Raw genomic sequence first — 16,485 nt, 5'->3', positions numbered from 1 at the left:
CGAGATGCGCTCCCGCAATCCAAAAAAATCAGCCAGCGGTCTCTACCGCAACCAAGAGAAACAAAGGAAGGAAAGAACTTATGTCCAGCAAAAAAACACTGCGGCAGATCCTGGATGCATCCGATAAATGCTTCCTGGTTCCCTGCGTTTATGACTGCGCTTCTAACCATGCCGTTGAGATGTGCGGTTTCCCTGTGAGCCTGCTCTCCGGTGGTGAGGTTTCCATCTCCCGCAACGGCGTGATTGACTATGGTTTCACCAACCTGACCGACCTGGAAGAGGTCATCAGCCGTGTTGCCACCACCAGCGCCATTCCCCTGATTGCTGATATTGAGGATGGCTTCGGCGGCCCTCTGGCCGTTTACCGTGCAGCCAAGCGTCTGGCCGCTGCCGGTGCCGCTGCTGTGCAGCTGGAGGACTCCGCTGATATGGAGGAATCCACCAAGATTCTGCCCCGTGATAAGTACATGGCCAAGGTTCGCGCAGCGCTTGAGGCTCTGGAGGGCACCGATTGCCTGCTGATTGCCCGCAGCAATGCCGATCCCGCCGACCCCGAGCAGATGAAGGAAGGCTGCGAGCGCCTGCAGGAGGCTATCGACCTCGGCAAAGAGCGCGGCATGTACGTCCTCGCTATGATGGTTCTGGTCGGCAATGTAGAGCAGGCCACCGAAATGGCCAAGATCGTCACCGGCCCGAAGATTTTCGCTGACGTTCGTGCTTACAAGGGCGAGGATGGTCATTATCATCCGTCTGTCACGATGGAAGAACTCACCCCGCTGGGCTTCAAGATGTGCAGCAGCCACTACACCATGAAGGCAGCCATGGAAGGCATGCTGGAACATGGCCTGGCCAACTTCAAGAATCAGAGCGTTGCCTACAGCTTTGAAACTGCCCCGGCTTCTCATATCGAAAGCTTCTCCGCTTCCGGCATGTGGGACCCGCAGGCTTACCTGGCCCTGGAGAACAAGTTCACCGGCGGCGACAAGGAATACACCATCGTCGGCCACCAGGTCGAGGATTACCCGAAGGGCTTTGCCCGCTTTGATATCAGCGAACGTCTGTAAGATAAGGAGGATGCACCATGATCTTACCGTATATTCTGACACCTGAAGCAAAGGTGCCTGCCGCCGACCGTCTGCGTGCGATGTTCAACGATGATAAAGTCCGTATTGTTCCGGAGCTGGCCGACTGCATGGGAGCCAAGGCTGCCGAAATGAACGGCTTCGAGGTCATCATGGTTTCCAGCGGTGACCTGGCCTGCGCCATGACCGGCATCCCCGATCTGCAGCTGCTCTCCATCGACGATTTCGTCCGCGTGACCGAGCAGATCACCCACATGACCCCGATGCCCCTGATTATCGATGCCGATGACGGTTTTGGTCTGGGCCGCGCCCTCAACGCACAGTATGGCTGCATGCGCATCATGCAGGCTGGCGCTGCCGGTGTTCTGGTCACCGATACCTCTGAACTGGGCCGTAAGGGTCAGCTGCCCATCCCTGATGCCTGCCTGCGTTTCCGCGCAGCCCGCGCCGGTCTGGACGCTAACGGTCAGCATGGTTTCCTGATTGCCCGCTGCGACAGCGACATCATCAACGACTTTGAAGAGACGGTCGAGCGCTGCGCTGCTTATATTGACGCCGGTGCTGATATGCTCTGCGTGCTGTGGATGCACAAGATTCACAGCCGCACGCAGAAAATCGAGGCCATGCGTAATCTGCGGGATGCCCTGAACGCCAAGGGCGGCAAGTACGCAAACTTCCCGATGTGGTATCCTGACCTGTGCGGCAAAGCACACGATCCCGAAGAGGTTTCGATGCAGGATCTGAAAGATTTGGGAGTCTACAAGCTGACAGGTATCCACTTCAGCTGCCACGCCGCTATGCTGGCTATGCTGGATGTCGGTCGCCACGTACTGATGGAGCAGAGCAACGACTACGTTGATTACCACTTTGATGACACCGGCTACAAGACCTTCACCACGATGAGCATGTTCGGCCTGACGGACGGCAGCTGGGTCGAAGCAGAGAACGCCTTCGTGCGTGAGCCGCAGGACTCCATTGCCCAGCGCAATGCTGACTACTTCGTCCGCGAAGAGGATGTCCACAATCCCGACAAGCAGTCCTAAAGGAATAAGGTGCGCGGACCGCGTACCTATTTATAAAGAAAGAAGCATCAAACAGGAGGAAAACAAAATGAAAAAAATTATTTCCCTGGCCTTGGCAGCCGCTTTGACGGCCAGCCTCGCAGGCTGCGCATCTTCCGATGCAGCCAGCACCGCCAGCTCCACGGCTCCGGCAACCTCTACTGCCGAGTCCACTGCTGACGGCTCCGCTTCCAGCGGCGATACCATCAAGATCGGCGTCCTGACCGACCGCTCTTCCGCTGCAGCCGCTACCGTTACCTGGGCTGAGGCTGGTGCTATCCTGGCCTTGGAAGAAGAGAACGAGGCTGGCGGCCTGAACGGCAAGCAGTTCGAACTGGTCTACCGTGATACCGCTTCCGACTCCGCCAACGTTGCCCAGAAGGCTACCGAACTGGTCAACGAAGGCTGCATCGCTATCCTGGGACCCAAGTCCGATGGCGAGGCTCCCACCGGTGCAACTTGGGCCGAGGAGAACAAGTTCCCCATGGTCACTCCCTGCACCATGAACACCCGCGTTACCATTGAGAATGCTTCCAAGTACATGTTCTCCTGCGGTTTCGTTGCATGGCCCATCGCCAAGATGAACGCCAAATATGCCGCTGACCAGGGCTATAACAGCGCATTTTTCATCGGCAACGATGGCGGAGCTTCCGGCGACAGCCGTGACTTCTTCTACTATGAGCTGGGCGATGGCTTCCAGAACCTCGGCTCCAACCAGGTTTCCAGCAACTCTACTGAGTTCTCCACCATCATCTCCTCTGTCGTTGGTAAGGATCCCGATGTTATCATCGGTGCCGTTGCAGGCCCCAACTTCGTTTCTCTGGTCAACCAGGGCCAGCAGTTCGGCCTGTGGGATATCTGCGACTACCTCGGCTGGTACACCTGCGACTCCACCAACACCCAGTCTCTGGCTGAAGCTGGCAACTATCCTTATGGTAAGGTTCACGGCGTTGACCTGTGGCCTTTCTGGATGGATGAGATCGACGGCAATGCTGAGTTCGTCCAGCGCTACTCCGAGATCGGCAAAGAGTACTTCGACAAAGACATTCTGCCCTCTGACATGGGCTACACCTGGTACGTTGGCATCAAGGCAATCTGCGAAGCTGCCAAGACAACTGCTGATGACCTGAGTCCCGAGGCTATGACCAACGCCCTGAGCACCGTCCACTTCAGCACCCTGTACGGTGATGACCTGTACTTCCGTGATTTCGACCATACCATGGCTCACGCTTACTACTACGTCACCGCTGTTGAGGACACCACCGGCAAGTGGAGCATCCCCGTTGGCGATGTCTACGCTGTCTACGAAGGCGACGAAATGCTGCCCACCAAGGAAGAGATGGAGGAGTACGCTTCCAAGAACAACTACACCTTCACCGACCTGAGCGCGAAGTAAGATAACAATCCGCTTCGTTACCACAGTACAACGGTCTGCGGCAGGCAGCTGATCCTGCCTGCCGCATTTTATGTTTGGCTTGTCGGACAGCCGGCTGGCCGGGCACCCGGGAAAATCGTAAATGCCGCTGTGTGGTACGAACACATTTTAACAGAGGAAACGGACTATGACAGTATCATTCTTTTTCCAAACGCTGATCACTGGTATCAGCAACGGCATGGTGGCCTACCTCATGGTGGCTGGTGTATCCTTGATCATCAGCGGCATGAACATGGTCAACTTCGGCCAGGGCGCGTTCTACGTTCTGGGTACCTACCTTACTTATACCATCGCCGCAAAGCTTGGCTTTGTACCCGCACTTTTCATCGTACCGCTCATTGTGGCTGGTATTGGTTACTTTGTTGAGAAAGCTACCCGTCCACTGTTTGGTAAAAACATGCTGTATATTATGCTGCTGACCTACGGCGTTGCCTACATGGTCTGCGACATGATGGTTATGATCTGGGGCTACAGCATCCGCCTGCTGGCGCTGCCCAAGTTCCTGCAGGGCGGCGTCCAGATGTTCGGCATCAGCTTCCCCATCTACTACCTGTTCGAGATCGCTGTTTCCGCCGCTATTGCGTTTGCTTTCTGGTTCATGATCAATAAGACCAAGCTTGGCATGCTGACCCGCGCTATCATCAGTGACCGTCCCATGGTTGCCAATCTGGGCGTCAACGTCAACCAAATGTTCAGCATCCTGTTCATGATCGGTATCGGCATCGCTGGTTTGGGTGGCGTCCTGAACGCCCCCGTCACCGGCCAGAGCCCCAAAGAAGGCTTGTCCGTCTTCGGCAACGTTATGCCCATCCTTGTCATCGGCGGTCTGCGCAATATGGATGGCTGCCTGCCTGCTGCACTGCTTGTCGGCCTGGTCAATGCTTTCGGTGCCATCTATCTGCCGCAGTACTACAATGTTCTGCCCGCTGCTCTGATGGTCATTGCCATGGCAATCAACCCGCAGGGTCTGTTTACCAAAAAGGAGGGCCGTTGAGATGCTTAGTTCCTGGAAGAAGATTCCGCAGATCAAGCGGCACGCCATTGTGGGTGCCATCATCTGCCTGGGCATGCTGATCTACTCTTTCTTTGCCGTAGATTCCGTGCTTGACTTTATGAGCCGCACCGTTATCATGATGCTCTTTGCCTCCGCACTGAACATCATCCTCGGTTTCGGCGGTCTGCGTCCCCTTGGTATGGCTACCTACTTTGGCATGGGCTCCTATGCCTACGTTATCCTTGTCGTCCGCCTGGGCTGGGCGAAACCCCTTGCCATCATCGGCGCTATGGCGCTGGCAATGCTTATTTCCCTCGGTGTCAACATCCTTTGCCTGCGCGCAAACGATGACCTGGCCTTCGCCTTTATGAGCATGGGCATCAACACACTGCTGTTCACTATGGTGTACAAGATCCCCTACGTGGGCTCCGATACCGGCCTGACCGGCAACGTCCGACTGGCGTTCGCCAGCAGCTCCCGCGGCAACTTCTATCTCAGCTTCGGCATCAGCGTGGTCTGCATCGTGCTGATCTACCTGTTCTACCACAGCCCCTTTGCTACTGTCCTGAAAGGCAGCCGTGATAACCTGGAGCGTCTGACCTTCGTTGGCATGAACACCCAGAACGTCCGTTTGTTCGCCTGCATGGTCTCCAGCTTCTTCGTGGCCGTTGCCGGTATCCTGTATGCAATGCGCAACATGGGTGCTTTCCCGGTCATGTTCTCCACCAACACCTCCACCGAGGGCCTGGTCATGTGCCTGATCGGCGGTATGCAGGCGTTCTTTGGCCCCATCCTGGGCGCTGTGATTGTCACCTTCATCTCCACCCAGGTCTCTATCCTGACCAACTACTACCAGTTCATTCTGGGCGCTATCATTGTGTTCTGCGTTCTGTTCCTGCAGAACGGCCTGCTGCGCGACGATGTGACCCGCAACCTAGATGAGCCTGAAACCAACAAAAAGGAGACTGCCAAAAAATGAGTGAACCGATTTTGAAGGTTGAACACCTCAACCGCTATTTTGGCGCTCTGCATGCCACCAAGGATGTTTCCTTCGAGGTTCCCGAAGGTCAGGTCCGCGCCATCATCGGCCCCAATGGTGCCGGTAAGTCCACCCTGATGGACCTGATTACCAACCGTACCACCCCCAGCAGCGGCAAGGTTATCTTCCGCGGCGAGGATATTACCGGTCTGGCCCCCAACAAAATTGTGCATAAGGGCATGACCAAATGCTTCCAGATTTCCAAACTGTTCAGCAATTTGACTGTTTACGAGAACGTGCAGATTGCCCGCATTGAGATGAACAAAAAGACCTTTAGCATCCTGCCGGTGCGTGACGCTTACCTGAAGAAGGAAGTTCTCACCTACCTGAAGTTGGTTGGTCTGGAAGATAAGATGAACGATGTGGCCGCCTACCTTTCCTATGGTGACCAGCGCCGTCTGGACATCGCCATTGCACTGGCAATGGACCCGAAGCTGCTGATTCTGGACGAGCCTGCCGCCGGTGTGGCCCGCGAAGAAGCATACACCCTGATGCAGCTGATCCGTGACCTGGCTACCAAGCGCAACATGACGATCATCTTCATCGAGCATGATATGGACATCGTCTTTAACTATGCAGACGAGATCTCCGTCCTACGTGACGGTGAGCTGATCGCCAGCGGCACCCCGGACGAGATCAAACAGAACGAATACGTACAGCAGGCTTACCTGGGAGGTGACATGTCATGATTCTTGAACTGAAAGATGTACAGGCTTATTATGACAAGAGCCATATCTTGAACGGCGTCAACCTTAGCGTTGAGGAAGGCACTTCTGTCTGCCTGCTGGGCCGCAACGGTGTCGGCAAATCCACCACGATGAAAACCATCATGGGCATGCTGAACCCGAAAGAACACTGTAAGACCGAAGGCTCCATCACCTTCAACGGCAAAGAATTGGTCGGCATGCAGAGCCACGCAATCGCCCGCCTGGGCATTGCCTACGTGCCCCAGGGCCGCCACATTTTCCCCACCCTGACCACCGAGGAAAACCTGCGTGTGGCAGCACGTAAGGGCGTGGACGGCAGCGATAAGTGGAACCTGGAATCTGTGTACAAATTCTTCCCCCGCCTGGAGGAACGCAAGGACTCCAAGGGTGATAAGCTTTCCGGCGGTGAGAAGCAGATGTTGGCGGTTGCCCGCGGCCTGATGCAGAACCCCAAGATGATGCTGCTGGACGAGATCACCGAAGGTCTGGCCCCCATCATCGTGGACCAGCTGGCCGTCATGGTACAGAACCTGCTGGCCGAGGGTGTTACCATCCTGATTGCCGAGCAGAACGTTAAGTTCGCTACCAAGGTCAGCAGCGATTGCTACATCCTGGAGCGTGGCGCCGTGGTCCACCACCAGGCTACGCAGGATCTGTCGGAAGAGACCCGCAAGCAGTATCTGGGCCTGTGAGCGCCCCGCAAGTAAAAGAAAAACAGACCTGGCGGGACAGGTGGATCGAAAAAGATCGGGCCTTTTACCGCCAGGTCTTTTTGGTAGGGCTGCCGGTTGCGTTCCAGCAGGCCATCAACATCGGGGTCAACCTGATGGATACGGTGATGGTCGGTGCGCTGGGGGAAAATGCCCTTTCTGCATCCTCGCTGGCCAACCAATATTATTATCTGTACTATGTGCTTTGTCTGGGAATTTCCGGCGGAGCCTGTGTACTCAGCGCCCAGTACTGGGGTGCGGGCAACCACAAGATGGTCAAACAGGTGTGGCGGCTCTCAATGTATATCTCCGGCGGTGCGGCGCTGCTGTTTGCCCTGGCCACGGCGCTTTTTTCGGCGCAGATCATGGGGATCTACACGAATAATGCCGAGATGATCGCTTTAGGCAGCCGGTATTTGCAGGTCACCGCCTGGGTGTTTTTCTTCCATGGGACCAGCCTTATCATGGTAAACCTTATGCGCACCGCAGGGGTGTTGTACCTGGGACTGGCGGTTTCAGGGCTGTCCTTTGTCAGCAATATCTTTTTCAATTATGTGTTCATCTTCGGCAAATTCGGCGCACCCTGCTTAGGTATTGCCGGTGCGGCGGTGGGCACCCTCATCAGCCGCATATTGGAATTTGCGATCACCTTTGGCTATCTGTTCCTGGGCTGCCGTCAGATCCGTTTTACCCCGCGTAATCTGGTGGGGCGGCTGGATGCCGCCATGCTGCGCGCCTTTATGAATACGGGCATGCCGCCCATCATCAGTGACGGCATGTTCACAGTAGGCGACAACATTTTAAGTGTGATCCTGGGCCACATGGGGGTGGCGGTCGTCAGCGGCCAGGCCATCACCCTGGCAACGATGCGGTTCTGCACCGCATTCATTCTGGGGCTGTGCAACGCCTCCTCGGTCATGGTCGGCCAGGCCATCGGAAGGGGAGAACGCGCTGCCGTGGAGCGGCAGAGTCGGACCTTCTTCCTGCTGTCAGTAGCAGGCGGTCTGCTTGGCGGTGTCATCATCGCCGTAGTAAGCCCCTGGATCGTGGGCATGTACGACCTGTCGCCGGAATCCCGCGATGCTACGATGCAGATGCTGCAGGCCATGAGCCTGCTGATGGTGTTCCAATCAGTACAGTCCGTCATGAGCAAAGGCGTGTTGCGGGGCGGCGGGGATACCCGCTTCCTAATGTTTGCAGACCTGATCTTCATGTGGGGGTTAAACATCCCCATTGGTTATCTGGCAGGACTGCGTTGGGGCTGGTCCCCATTCTGGGTGTTTGTCTGCCTCAAGCTGGATACAATCTGTAAATCTTTTCTCTGCCTGTGGCGGCTGGTCCGGGGTAGATGGATCAAAAATGTCAACGAAACGACCTGAATCTCAGGGGGTGCACACCATGCTGCTGCGTCATCCTCAGCGGGTGCTGAGCCGAGAACTGGCCCGCTGTGATCTGTAAGGACTTTCTGCTATAAGAACTACAACAAACCAAAACCATAAGAAAGGTTGATTTGATTATGTCTGCAGAACATTCTATCCGTGGACTTCTCGAAAAAGGCGAATTCGTTTGGGCACCCTGTGTCTATGACTGCCTGTCTGCCCGCTGCGCCGAGTTGGTCGGCCACAATGCCGTGCTGGTCAGCAGCTGCGAGCTGGAGTATGCCATGAACGGCATCCCCGCTGGTATGTATAACTGGGAGGAGTACATCTACGCCGCTGAGCGTATCTGCAACTCCACCAAGCTGCCCGTCATCATCGATGGCGAGAACGGCGGCGGCACCCCGATGCAGGTCTACCGCAACGTCAAGCGGCTGGCCGAGGTCGGTGCGATGGCTATCTCCATCGAGGATACCAACAGCGGTGCTTTCGCCACCGGCTACACCTACGCCAGCGGCTACGGCTATATGGATGCCGAGCGCTGGGCTGCCAACGTCCAAGCTGCCGTTGAGGCCACCAAAGGCACCGACTGCATGATTATCGCCCGTACCGATTGCAAGGGGGGCGGCGCACCCCAGACCGGTGCTATTGCCAAGTTTGGCGGTATGGGCCTGGAAGAAGCCATCCGCCGTGCCGAGATGGGCTACCAGGCAGGCGCTGAGATCACCATGATCCAGAACATCTGCCATGCTGACTGCGAGGACGAGTGCCGCGAGATCAGCCGCCGCCTGTCCAAGCCGGGGCGCTACCTGTTCTATCCCGATGTCCACGCCACCGATGGCAAGCCCGATGCTACGCTGGAGCAGATGCAGGAATGGGGCTTCCACCTGGTCAGCAACCATGTCGCCATGAAGGGAGCTGCCCGCGGTATGCTGGAATTCTTCCGCGAGAACTTCAAGAACAAGAACACCGTTTATAGCGAGAACCACGAGATTGATCCCTCTGGCGAGTTCGACATCGGCCATGAGTTCCACCTCTTCAAGTTCGAGGATTACATTGCCTTGGACAAGAAGTACCGCGCTTATGAGGAAGAACTCCGCGCAAAGAACAGCAAATAATCTGAAAAATCAATAGCCCTTTCTTTCTCAGCCGGGCCATCTGCGCTTTGCGCTGACCGACTGGGATTTTTTATAAAACATCTTGCACATCTTCGCGCGAAATGTTCATCTTTAGCAAAGCAAGGAAGATTTAAGTTGCAATTGGTTTTGGAATATACTACTATTTATTTAGCTATCCCGAAGGAAAAAATATCCAGCAAGTGAGAGTATGTATGACGATTTACGATATAGCCAAAATGGCAGGTGTTTCGGCCAGTTCGGTTTCCCGTGTGGTAAACGGGAAACCGGGGGTCAACCGCGCGACACGGGAAAAAATTCAGGCACTGCTCAAAGAGCATAACTACGTGCCGGATACCAACGCCCGCAACCTGGTAACCCAATCCAACCGCACCATTGGTATTCTGACCGATGACATTGATACCTTGCACCAGGTGGAGGGCTGCCATCGCGTAGAATATGAGTTGATGCGCAATGGCTATTACTGCTTCGTCAAATACATCGGCAACGGACCGGATGCCATAGAAACCGCAATGCTGGATCTGGCACGGCATCGTGTCGAGGGTGCCGTCTGCCTGGGCAGCGCGTTCCGCGATGCCCGCAAGGTCACCCGCGCGGTGGAACACCACCTGCCCAACACGCCGGTGGTTATGGTGCATAATACGCTGACCTTTCCGCGACCAAACATCTACTCTGTTGGTGCCGACGAAGTGGCAGGTATCCAGAGCTGTGTGGATTATCTGACTAGCCGCGGCCGCCGCCAAATGCTGCTGGTCATCAACGAAAATCGTGTCAGCGGTGCGTTGATCCGCAGTGCCTTTGAATCTGCGGTTAAGCGGTATCCCCATGTGCATAGCACGGTTTATACAGGCGTGCCGGTTTCGGTCGATGGCGGCGAAAGCTTTGCCCTGCGTATGCTGCGGGAACAGCCTGATACCGACGGCATCATCTGCGCCAACGACCTGATCGCTATTGGTGTACTGAACATTCTGAAAGAGCAGGGCATCCAGGTGCCGCAGCAGATTTCGCTGATGGGCGAGAACAACTCCTCGTTCTGTGAGACCTGCCGCCCGCGGCTGACCTCGCTGGATACGATGGTTTCGATGTCCAGCATCATGGCGGCCCGCACCTTGCTGGATGTGTTGGAGGGCCGCGAACCCAGCCATCATGTCACTCTACAGATGACCATTGTTGAGCGCGGAACCACCTGATAACGCAAAAATCAAACTGCCTGCCGCTGTACCCGCGGCAGGCAGTTGTTATGCGCAGCATAAGGCAGCGGCTATAACGGCCATGTTGCATTTTGAGGGAATATAGGGTATACTAAAATAGAGTTATTGTGCGGCAGGGTATGGTTGCCCTGCCGCTCATTATCTGCTGCAATAAATCACAAGCAAAAGCGCAAAGACAAGGGGATAATCCATGAGAGAAAAAACCATCTCCCGCTCGGTGGAAAACGACGAAGTAAATCCGCTGCGGGTGGAGAAAGAGAGCAAGCTGATCGTTGACTTTGCGGTGCCCTGCATCATCTCGATGCTGGTGACCTCGCTGTATAACATTGTCGACCAGATCTTCATTGGCCAGGGCGTGGGCATGCTGGGCAATGCGGCTACCAACATTGCGTTCCCGCTTTCCATTGCCTGTACGGCCATTTCCTTACTGCTGGGCATCGGTGCGGCGTCCAACTTCTCGCTGCATCTGGGTGCAGGGGAGGAAAAGAAGGCCGTTGAGTATGCCGGCACCGGTTTATGCCTGATGGCAATTTGCGGCATCGCGCTGTTTCTGGTCACGACCCTGTTTTTAACGCCGATGCTCAAATTCTTCGGCGCAACCCCGGACGTGTTGCCCTATGCCGAGGAATACACCCGCATCACGGCTATCGGGTTCCCGTTCCTCATCGCCAACACCGGCATCAGTAAGCTGATTCTGGCGGACGGAAGCCCCCGCTACTCGATGACCTCGATGCTGGCGGGTGCCATCGTCAACACTATTCTCGATCCGCTCTTCATCTTCGGCATGAACATGGGCATGCGGGGCGCGGCGCTGGCGACGATCATTGGCCAGATCGTCTCGTTCTGCATCAGTCTGCGGTATCTGTTCCACTTTAAAACCGTGAAGCTGCACAAGGATTGCCTGCGCCTTTCCTGGGACCGCACCTGCAAAATTTGCAGCTACGGTGCCAGCGCCGGTTTCAACCAGGTGGCCATGGCCGTGGTGCAGATCGTCATGAACAACACGCTGGCCCACTACGGGGCACTCTCAGTCTACGGCAGCGACATCCCGCTGGCCTGTGCGGGCATCATCTCCAAGGTGAACATGATCTTCATGTCCTTTGTCATCGGCATTTCGCAGGGCATCCAGCCCATCATCGGCTACAATTACGGCGCTAAGCTGTACCACCGCGTTAAGCACACCTATCTGCTGGCGCTGGGTACGGCCACAGTGCTGTCGATGATCGCGTTTCTCTGCTTCCAGCTGTTCCCGCGGCAGATCATCAGCGTGTTCGGATCGGGCAGCGAGATGTATTTCCAGTTCTCGGAGCGCTACTTCCGCATCTATATGTTCCTCACGCTTATCAATGGCATCCAGCCTGTCACGGCCAATTTCTTCAGCTCTATCGGTAAGGCGCAGCTGGGCGTGTTTATGTCGCTGACGCGGCAGATTTTGTTCCTGCTGCCGCTGATCGTCATCTTCCCGCTCATCTTCGGCATCGATGGCGTTATGTACGCCGGTCCCATCGCCGATGCCGCCACTGCCATTGTCTGCGGCTTCTTCACCCTCCGCGAACTCCGCGAGCTGACCCAGCTGCAAAAGCAGCAGACAGCCGCCGCATAAAAATAAAGACAATATAAAAGTTGCCGTGTGAATGGCCTCATTCACGCGGCAACTTTTTTGGTTTTAATAGATAGTGGAAAAGTACTTTACTGCGCCTGCAAGAACTCCAGGAAAGTCTGGATCCCACCGCCCAGATGCTTTACCTGTTCGGGTCTTACGCCCTCCAGGTCAGAGACATCGTAAAAATCACCGCTCTTGGTCTTTTCGGTTAGCATACCGGCATCACTGCCGAAGATGGAATCCGTAACGCCGATGAATTCATCCCCCCAGAAGCAGCAATCCTCGGCAGCAAAGCCGAAGTGCGAAAACAGCGCGTCTACGTTGTCGCGCTTGCCGGTGGGGCCGACTTCCAGATATTTTGCATCGGTCGTGGCGCACAGCGGCATTTCCGGCGTACCGAAGGATTCTGCCATCGCAATGACCGTTTCGATGCTGTCAATGCCGTGCTGCTGCAAAATGTGCTGCAGGCGGGCAGCCTCGCCCTCCTGCAAAAACAGATTCTCGCCGCGGTTATTGGCGGGCATCAGGTCGATCTTGCAGTAATTCGGGCGGCTGAAAACAATATCGGTGTTCATGCCGTATTTTTCCAACAGCTCGCGGTGGATGCGGTAGCAGGCATCGTGTACGGCAAGGATGCCCTTGGCATCCGGCACACGGTCAACAAGGATAGTCGGCTGCCCTGTAGCATCATACCCATAGTCGAACGCGCCGCGCCCCAGACCAAGGTACAGGTTTTCCAGCTGCTTCGGCGTAAAGTAGCTGTGCAGCTTGCCGCCTGCAATGTTCTCGTAGGTCGTACCGCTGACGATGCAGAGCTTTACCCCTTTATCCAGCAGGGGGCGCATGGCGTTGACGGCATCCTCTACAGGCGCTTTGCGGGAGAGAACCGCTGTGCCGTCCCAATCAAAAAAGATTGCTTTATAGTGCTTCATGGCAGGTTGCCCCTTTCTCGGTCAGTTTGTAAGGCTTGCCCTCGACAAGGAAGTTGACGGCATCGCCGCTTTGCAGCGTGATGGTCCAGCCATCCGGCAGCACATCCACTGCCAGCACGGATCGTTTGATTTTCACAGTGAAGTGATAGCCGTTCCATGCTTCGGGAATATAGAATTTGAACTCCGGCACGCCGTTTACAAGACGCAGACCGGCAAAGCCAAACACAATGCTCTGCCATGTGCCGGCCATATTGGCGGCATGGATACCAGCGTAGAAGTTGTCATGGTAATCATCCAGATCCATCCGGGCAGACTGGGCAAAATAGGTGTAGGCGTCCTCGTGGCGTCCGATGCGGCTTGCCAGAATACCGAAGATGCAGGTGGAAAGCGAAGAATGATGCAGCGTTACGGTCTGATAGAAGTCGTAATTGCGCAGCAGTTCCTCATCGGTAAACAGCGCACTGTACAGCATCATACCCATGATGGCATCGGCCTGCTTGCTCATTCGCTGGCGGTAGATGAACAGCGGGTGATAGTTTTCGTACAGAAGGTGCCGCTTTTCCGGCGGAATACGGGAATCGTCCCACGGCTTGCGTAGCATAAAGCCATCGTCCTGCAAATAGACCTGCCGCTTTTCATCATAAGCAAAATACATAGCATCGGCAGTCTTTTTCCACAGGGCAGGCTCGTCCGGATCGAGCTGAATTTTTTCGATCAGCTTTTGGTAAGCATCGGGGCGCTGTTCCTTCAGCGTTTCCAGCGCGTTGACGGCGGCATACAGGTTCTGCTGCGCCATCAGATTCGTATAGAAGTTATTGTCCACAATGGCATTATACTCATCGGGACCGGTCACGGAGCAGATGCAGTATTTGCCGCCGCGGCACTCGGCAAAGCAGCCTACATCCGCCCAGACGCGGGCTGTTTCGCACAGAACCTCGGCTGCTTTGTCGGCAAGGTAGTCAATATCGTTGGTGACAGCAACATAGAGCTGGAATGCATAGGCCACGTCCGCATTGATGTGGTACTGCGCCGTACCCAGCGGGAAATAGGTAGATGCTTCCTCGCCGTTGATGGTGCGCCAAGGATACAATGCACCGATGGGATGCCCCAGTACACGGGCGCGGTCGCGCGCTTTATCCAAGGTGCTGTAGCGGTAGTCCAGCAGACTGCGTGCAAGCTCCGGCTGAGTATAGACAAAGACTGGCAGAACATACATTTCGGTGTCCCAGAAGTAGTGACCCTCATACCCTTCGCCGGACAAGCCTTTGGCACCCATACCCGTTCTGCCATCACGGCCCGATGCCTGCATGATATGATACAGGTTGAAGCGCAGTCCCTGCTGCAGAGGCACATCGCCGTCCACGCGAATATCGGCAGTCTCCCAGAAATGCTCCATCATGGCAGCGTGGGCGGCAAACTCCTTATCATATCCGTCAGCGGCAAAGGCAATCAGTTCCTCATTCACAAACGGGAGCATGGCGTCCTTGTCCATATCGAGGGAGTCGGTGTAGACGGTCAGCTTTTCCAGTGTGATCGTGTGACCCTGCTTGGCGGCAAAATCGTATTCGATCCAAGCATCGACATCGTTTGCCTGATGCCGGGTCGCAGCTGCTGCCTCCGAGACCAGATGCACCGAACCGCAGGCCATCGCCAGCTTGCTGTTGACAGCGGTGCTTTGGCAGGTCATCGTGGTGTCGTCTGCCGTCAGTGCATCGGGCAGCAGATGACGCCCAAACGGGCCGTAGTCCACCAGCGGGTTTGTAGTACGGGTGTGGTTTTCCACATCGGCGTCCAGTGCGCTGCGCAGCGTCAGCGTGCCGCTGAAGTTCACGGGGGTAACGCTGTAGCGCTGTGCCATGCGGTTTTTGTGTGCAAGGCTGACAAAGCGGGTATTTTCCACCCGTACCGTTTTGCCGTTGGGGGCGGTCCATTCAAAGCTGCGCACGACCTGACCGCGGTTCATATCCAGTGTGCGGCGGTAATTTTGCAGTGTGCCGGTACGGATGTCCATAGGCTCACCGTCAACCGCAAGACGAATCGTCTTACAGTTCGGCACATTCAGGATTGTCTGGCTTTCGGTCGGGAAGCCGAAGTTCCACTCGCCATAGCGGACGTGCTCTTGCTCATACAGACCATTGAGGAAATTGCCCTCCAAGCCGTGCTGCTCATCAAATTCGTAGGCTTCCTCATGAGTGCCGCGGGTGCCGATATAGCCGTTGGAAAGCGCAAAGGTCGTTTCGTTGCGGTAGTTCATCGCAAGGTCAAGGTGATCTTCCGATACATTCCAAGGCTCAAAAGGATAAATAGGCTTTTTATTGGTATCCATTGCAAATTCTCCTTACAGGTCTACTTTCCAGAATACCTCGTCTGCTTTTACAAACGAATACAGAAAATCCACGGCATCCGGTTTTAAGGCCGTTTTATGGCAGGAAATGGCGCGGTGCTTGAGGTTCTGCGCCAGATCTTCGTTCAGCATTTCCTGCGGGACGGGCAAAATAATGCGGTCATCCCAACGCAGGGTACTGGCGGCCTCCAGCCCCTCCGGGCAGGTCAGCGGACGAACACCGTCACGCAGCGGCCAGTTTTCATCCCCAGCGGGCGAATGGACAATGCCGGTATAGAGGGTCGGAACTTTTTTGCCAGCCTCACGGCGGCTGCGCAGTTCATCGCAGATAAACTGGTACAGCTCACTGTGGTCACCGTGGGTATCGCAAAGTGCCGTGGTAATGATGCTGTCCGGTTCGATTTCGTCGAGTACGGCTTTCAGATCCTGCACAAAGCCGGCTTTTGTATACGGCGCAGGCTTACCGAAATGCTGCGCGTGGAAATCCGGCTTTTCGGGCAGACCGTAGGTCTCCGTGCCGCAGTGGGAGGGATGAACCTTGTTCTCATCGGTTTCGTCATACAAGCCCGCAAGAAAGCTCTCCGCCCGCGGCATACCGGTGTCAGCATAGCCAAGAAATGTCACCTGCTCATTCGGAACCCCCAGCATTTCCACGCCCGCCAATGTTTCACGCAGACGCGCATAGCCTACGCTGTGGTCGTGACAGCCGTAGTCGCCGTTGGTCACCATTACCACATGGGGGTTCAGCCCCGCATTGGCAGCCGAATACAGCACACCGGCCGTCAAAAGCAGCTCATCGTCCTGATGGGGAACGATCACCATGATTTTACCAAAATCTGTGATTTTCATTTTCAA

At 55.6% G+C, this 16,485-nt stretch carries 14 protein-coding genes; 11 read left to right on the top strand and 3 right to left on the bottom strand.

What is annotated here, in order from left to right:
- The first annotated feature begins 80 nt into the window (after window positions 1-80).
- The 11 genes from OGM81_03140 (at window position 81) to OGM81_03090 (ending at window position 12,354) form a co-directional block, all read left to right on the top strand.
- Complete coding sequence (locus tag OGM81_03140) at window positions 81-1,064, top strand: isocitrate lyase/phosphoenolpyruvate mutase family protein (protein ID UYJ44146.1); 984 nt, start codon at window positions 81-83, stop codon at window positions 1,062-1,064.
- Between the two features lie 17 nt (window positions 1,065-1,081).
- The gene (locus OGM81_03135; protein ID UYJ44145.1) at window positions 1,082-2,125 is read left to right on the top strand and encodes an isocitrate lyase/PEP mutase family protein; all 1,044 of its coding nucleotides are present in this window, start codon (window positions 1,082-1,084) and stop codon (window positions 2,123-2,125) included.
- A gap of 67 nt (window positions 2,126-2,192) precedes the next feature.
- Window positions 2,193-3,539, top strand: a complete 1,347-nt coding sequence (locus OGM81_03130; GenBank protein ID UYJ44144.1) for an ABC transporter substrate-binding protein — start codon at window positions 2,193-2,195, stop codon at window positions 3,537-3,539.
- A gap of 166 nt (window positions 3,540-3,705) precedes the next feature.
- Window positions 3,706-4,572: a branched-chain amino acid ABC transporter permease gene (locus OGM81_03125; protein UYJ44143.1), complete on the top strand. Its 867-nt coding sequence runs from the start codon at window positions 3,706-3,708 to the stop codon at window positions 4,570-4,572.
- Window position 4,573: 1 nt separating this feature from the next.
- Window positions 4,574-5,551, top strand: coding sequence for a branched-chain amino acid ABC transporter permease (locus OGM81_03120; GenBank protein UYJ44142.1), 978 nt, complete (start codon window positions 4,574-4,576; stop codon window positions 5,549-5,551).
- On the top strand, window positions 5,548-6,300 hold the full coding sequence (locus OGM81_03115) for an ABC transporter ATP-binding protein (protein UYJ44141.1): 753 nt from the start codon (window positions 5,548-5,550) through the stop codon (window positions 6,298-6,300). Before OGM81_03120 ends, OGM81_03115 begins: the two co-directional genes overlap by 4 nt.
- Entirely contained in the window at window positions 6,297-7,010 is a 714-nt protein-coding gene (locus OGM81_03110) for an ABC transporter ATP-binding protein (GenBank protein UYJ44140.1), read from the top strand. Before OGM81_03115 ends, OGM81_03110 begins: the two co-directional genes overlap by 4 nt.
- Window positions 7,007-8,407: an MATE family efflux transporter gene (locus OGM81_03105; GenBank protein UYJ44139.1), complete on the top strand. Its 1,401-nt coding sequence runs from the start codon at window positions 7,007-7,009 to the stop codon at window positions 8,405-8,407. The genes OGM81_03110 and OGM81_03105 overlap by 4 nt, the downstream gene beginning before the upstream one ends.
- A 137-nt stretch (window positions 8,408-8,544) precedes the next feature.
- Window positions 8,545-9,522 (top strand): isocitrate lyase/PEP mutase family protein, encoded by a 978-nt coding sequence (locus OGM81_03100; protein ID UYJ44138.1) that lies wholly within the window; start codon window positions 8,545-8,547, stop codon window positions 9,520-9,522.
- A gap of 212 nt (window positions 9,523-9,734) precedes the next feature.
- Window positions 9,735-10,730 carry a LacI family transcriptional regulator gene (locus OGM81_03095; GenBank protein UYJ44137.1) on the top strand — a complete coding sequence of 332 codons (996 nt, stop codon included), beginning with the start codon at window positions 9,735-9,737 and terminating at the stop codon, window positions 10,728-10,730.
- Between the two features lie 211 nt (window positions 10,731-10,941).
- Entirely contained in the window at window positions 10,942-12,354 is a 1,413-nt protein-coding gene (locus OGM81_03090; GenBank protein ID UYJ44136.1) for an MATE family efflux transporter, read from the top strand.
- An 86-nt stretch (window positions 12,355-12,440) separates the two neighbouring features.
- Here OGM81_03090 and OGM81_03085 read toward each other — a convergent pair whose 3' ends face one another.
- From OGM81_03085 to OGM81_03075, 3 genes are read right to left on the bottom strand one after another with little or no spacing between them, the layout of a single operon-like run.
- A complete protein-coding gene (locus OGM81_03085; GenBank protein UYJ44135.1) occupies window positions 12,441-13,286 on the bottom strand; it encodes an HAD family hydrolase in 846 nt (281 codons plus the stop codon).
- Window positions 13,273-15,612: a glycoside hydrolase family 65 protein gene (locus tag OGM81_03080; protein UYJ44134.1), complete on the bottom strand. Its 2,340-nt coding sequence runs from the start codon at window positions 15,610-15,612 to the stop codon at window positions 13,273-13,275. Before OGM81_03080 ends, OGM81_03085 begins: the two co-directional genes overlap by 14 nt.
- Window positions 15,613-15,624: 12 nt before the next feature.
- Window positions 15,625-16,479, bottom strand: a complete 855-nt coding sequence (locus OGM81_03075; GenBank protein UYJ44133.1) for a PIG-L family deacetylase — start codon at window positions 16,477-16,479, stop codon at window positions 15,625-15,627.
- Window positions 16,480-16,485 lie beyond the last annotated feature (6 nt).

It is taken from the genome of Oscillospiraceae bacterium, assembly GCA_025758045.1.
In the GTDB taxonomy this organism is placed as follows: domain Bacteria; phylum Bacillota; class Clostridia; order Oscillospirales; family Ruminococcaceae; genus Gemmiger.
The sequence above is the reverse complement of the archived record's forward strand: the minus strand, read 5'-3'. Positions and strand labels throughout refer to the sequence as shown.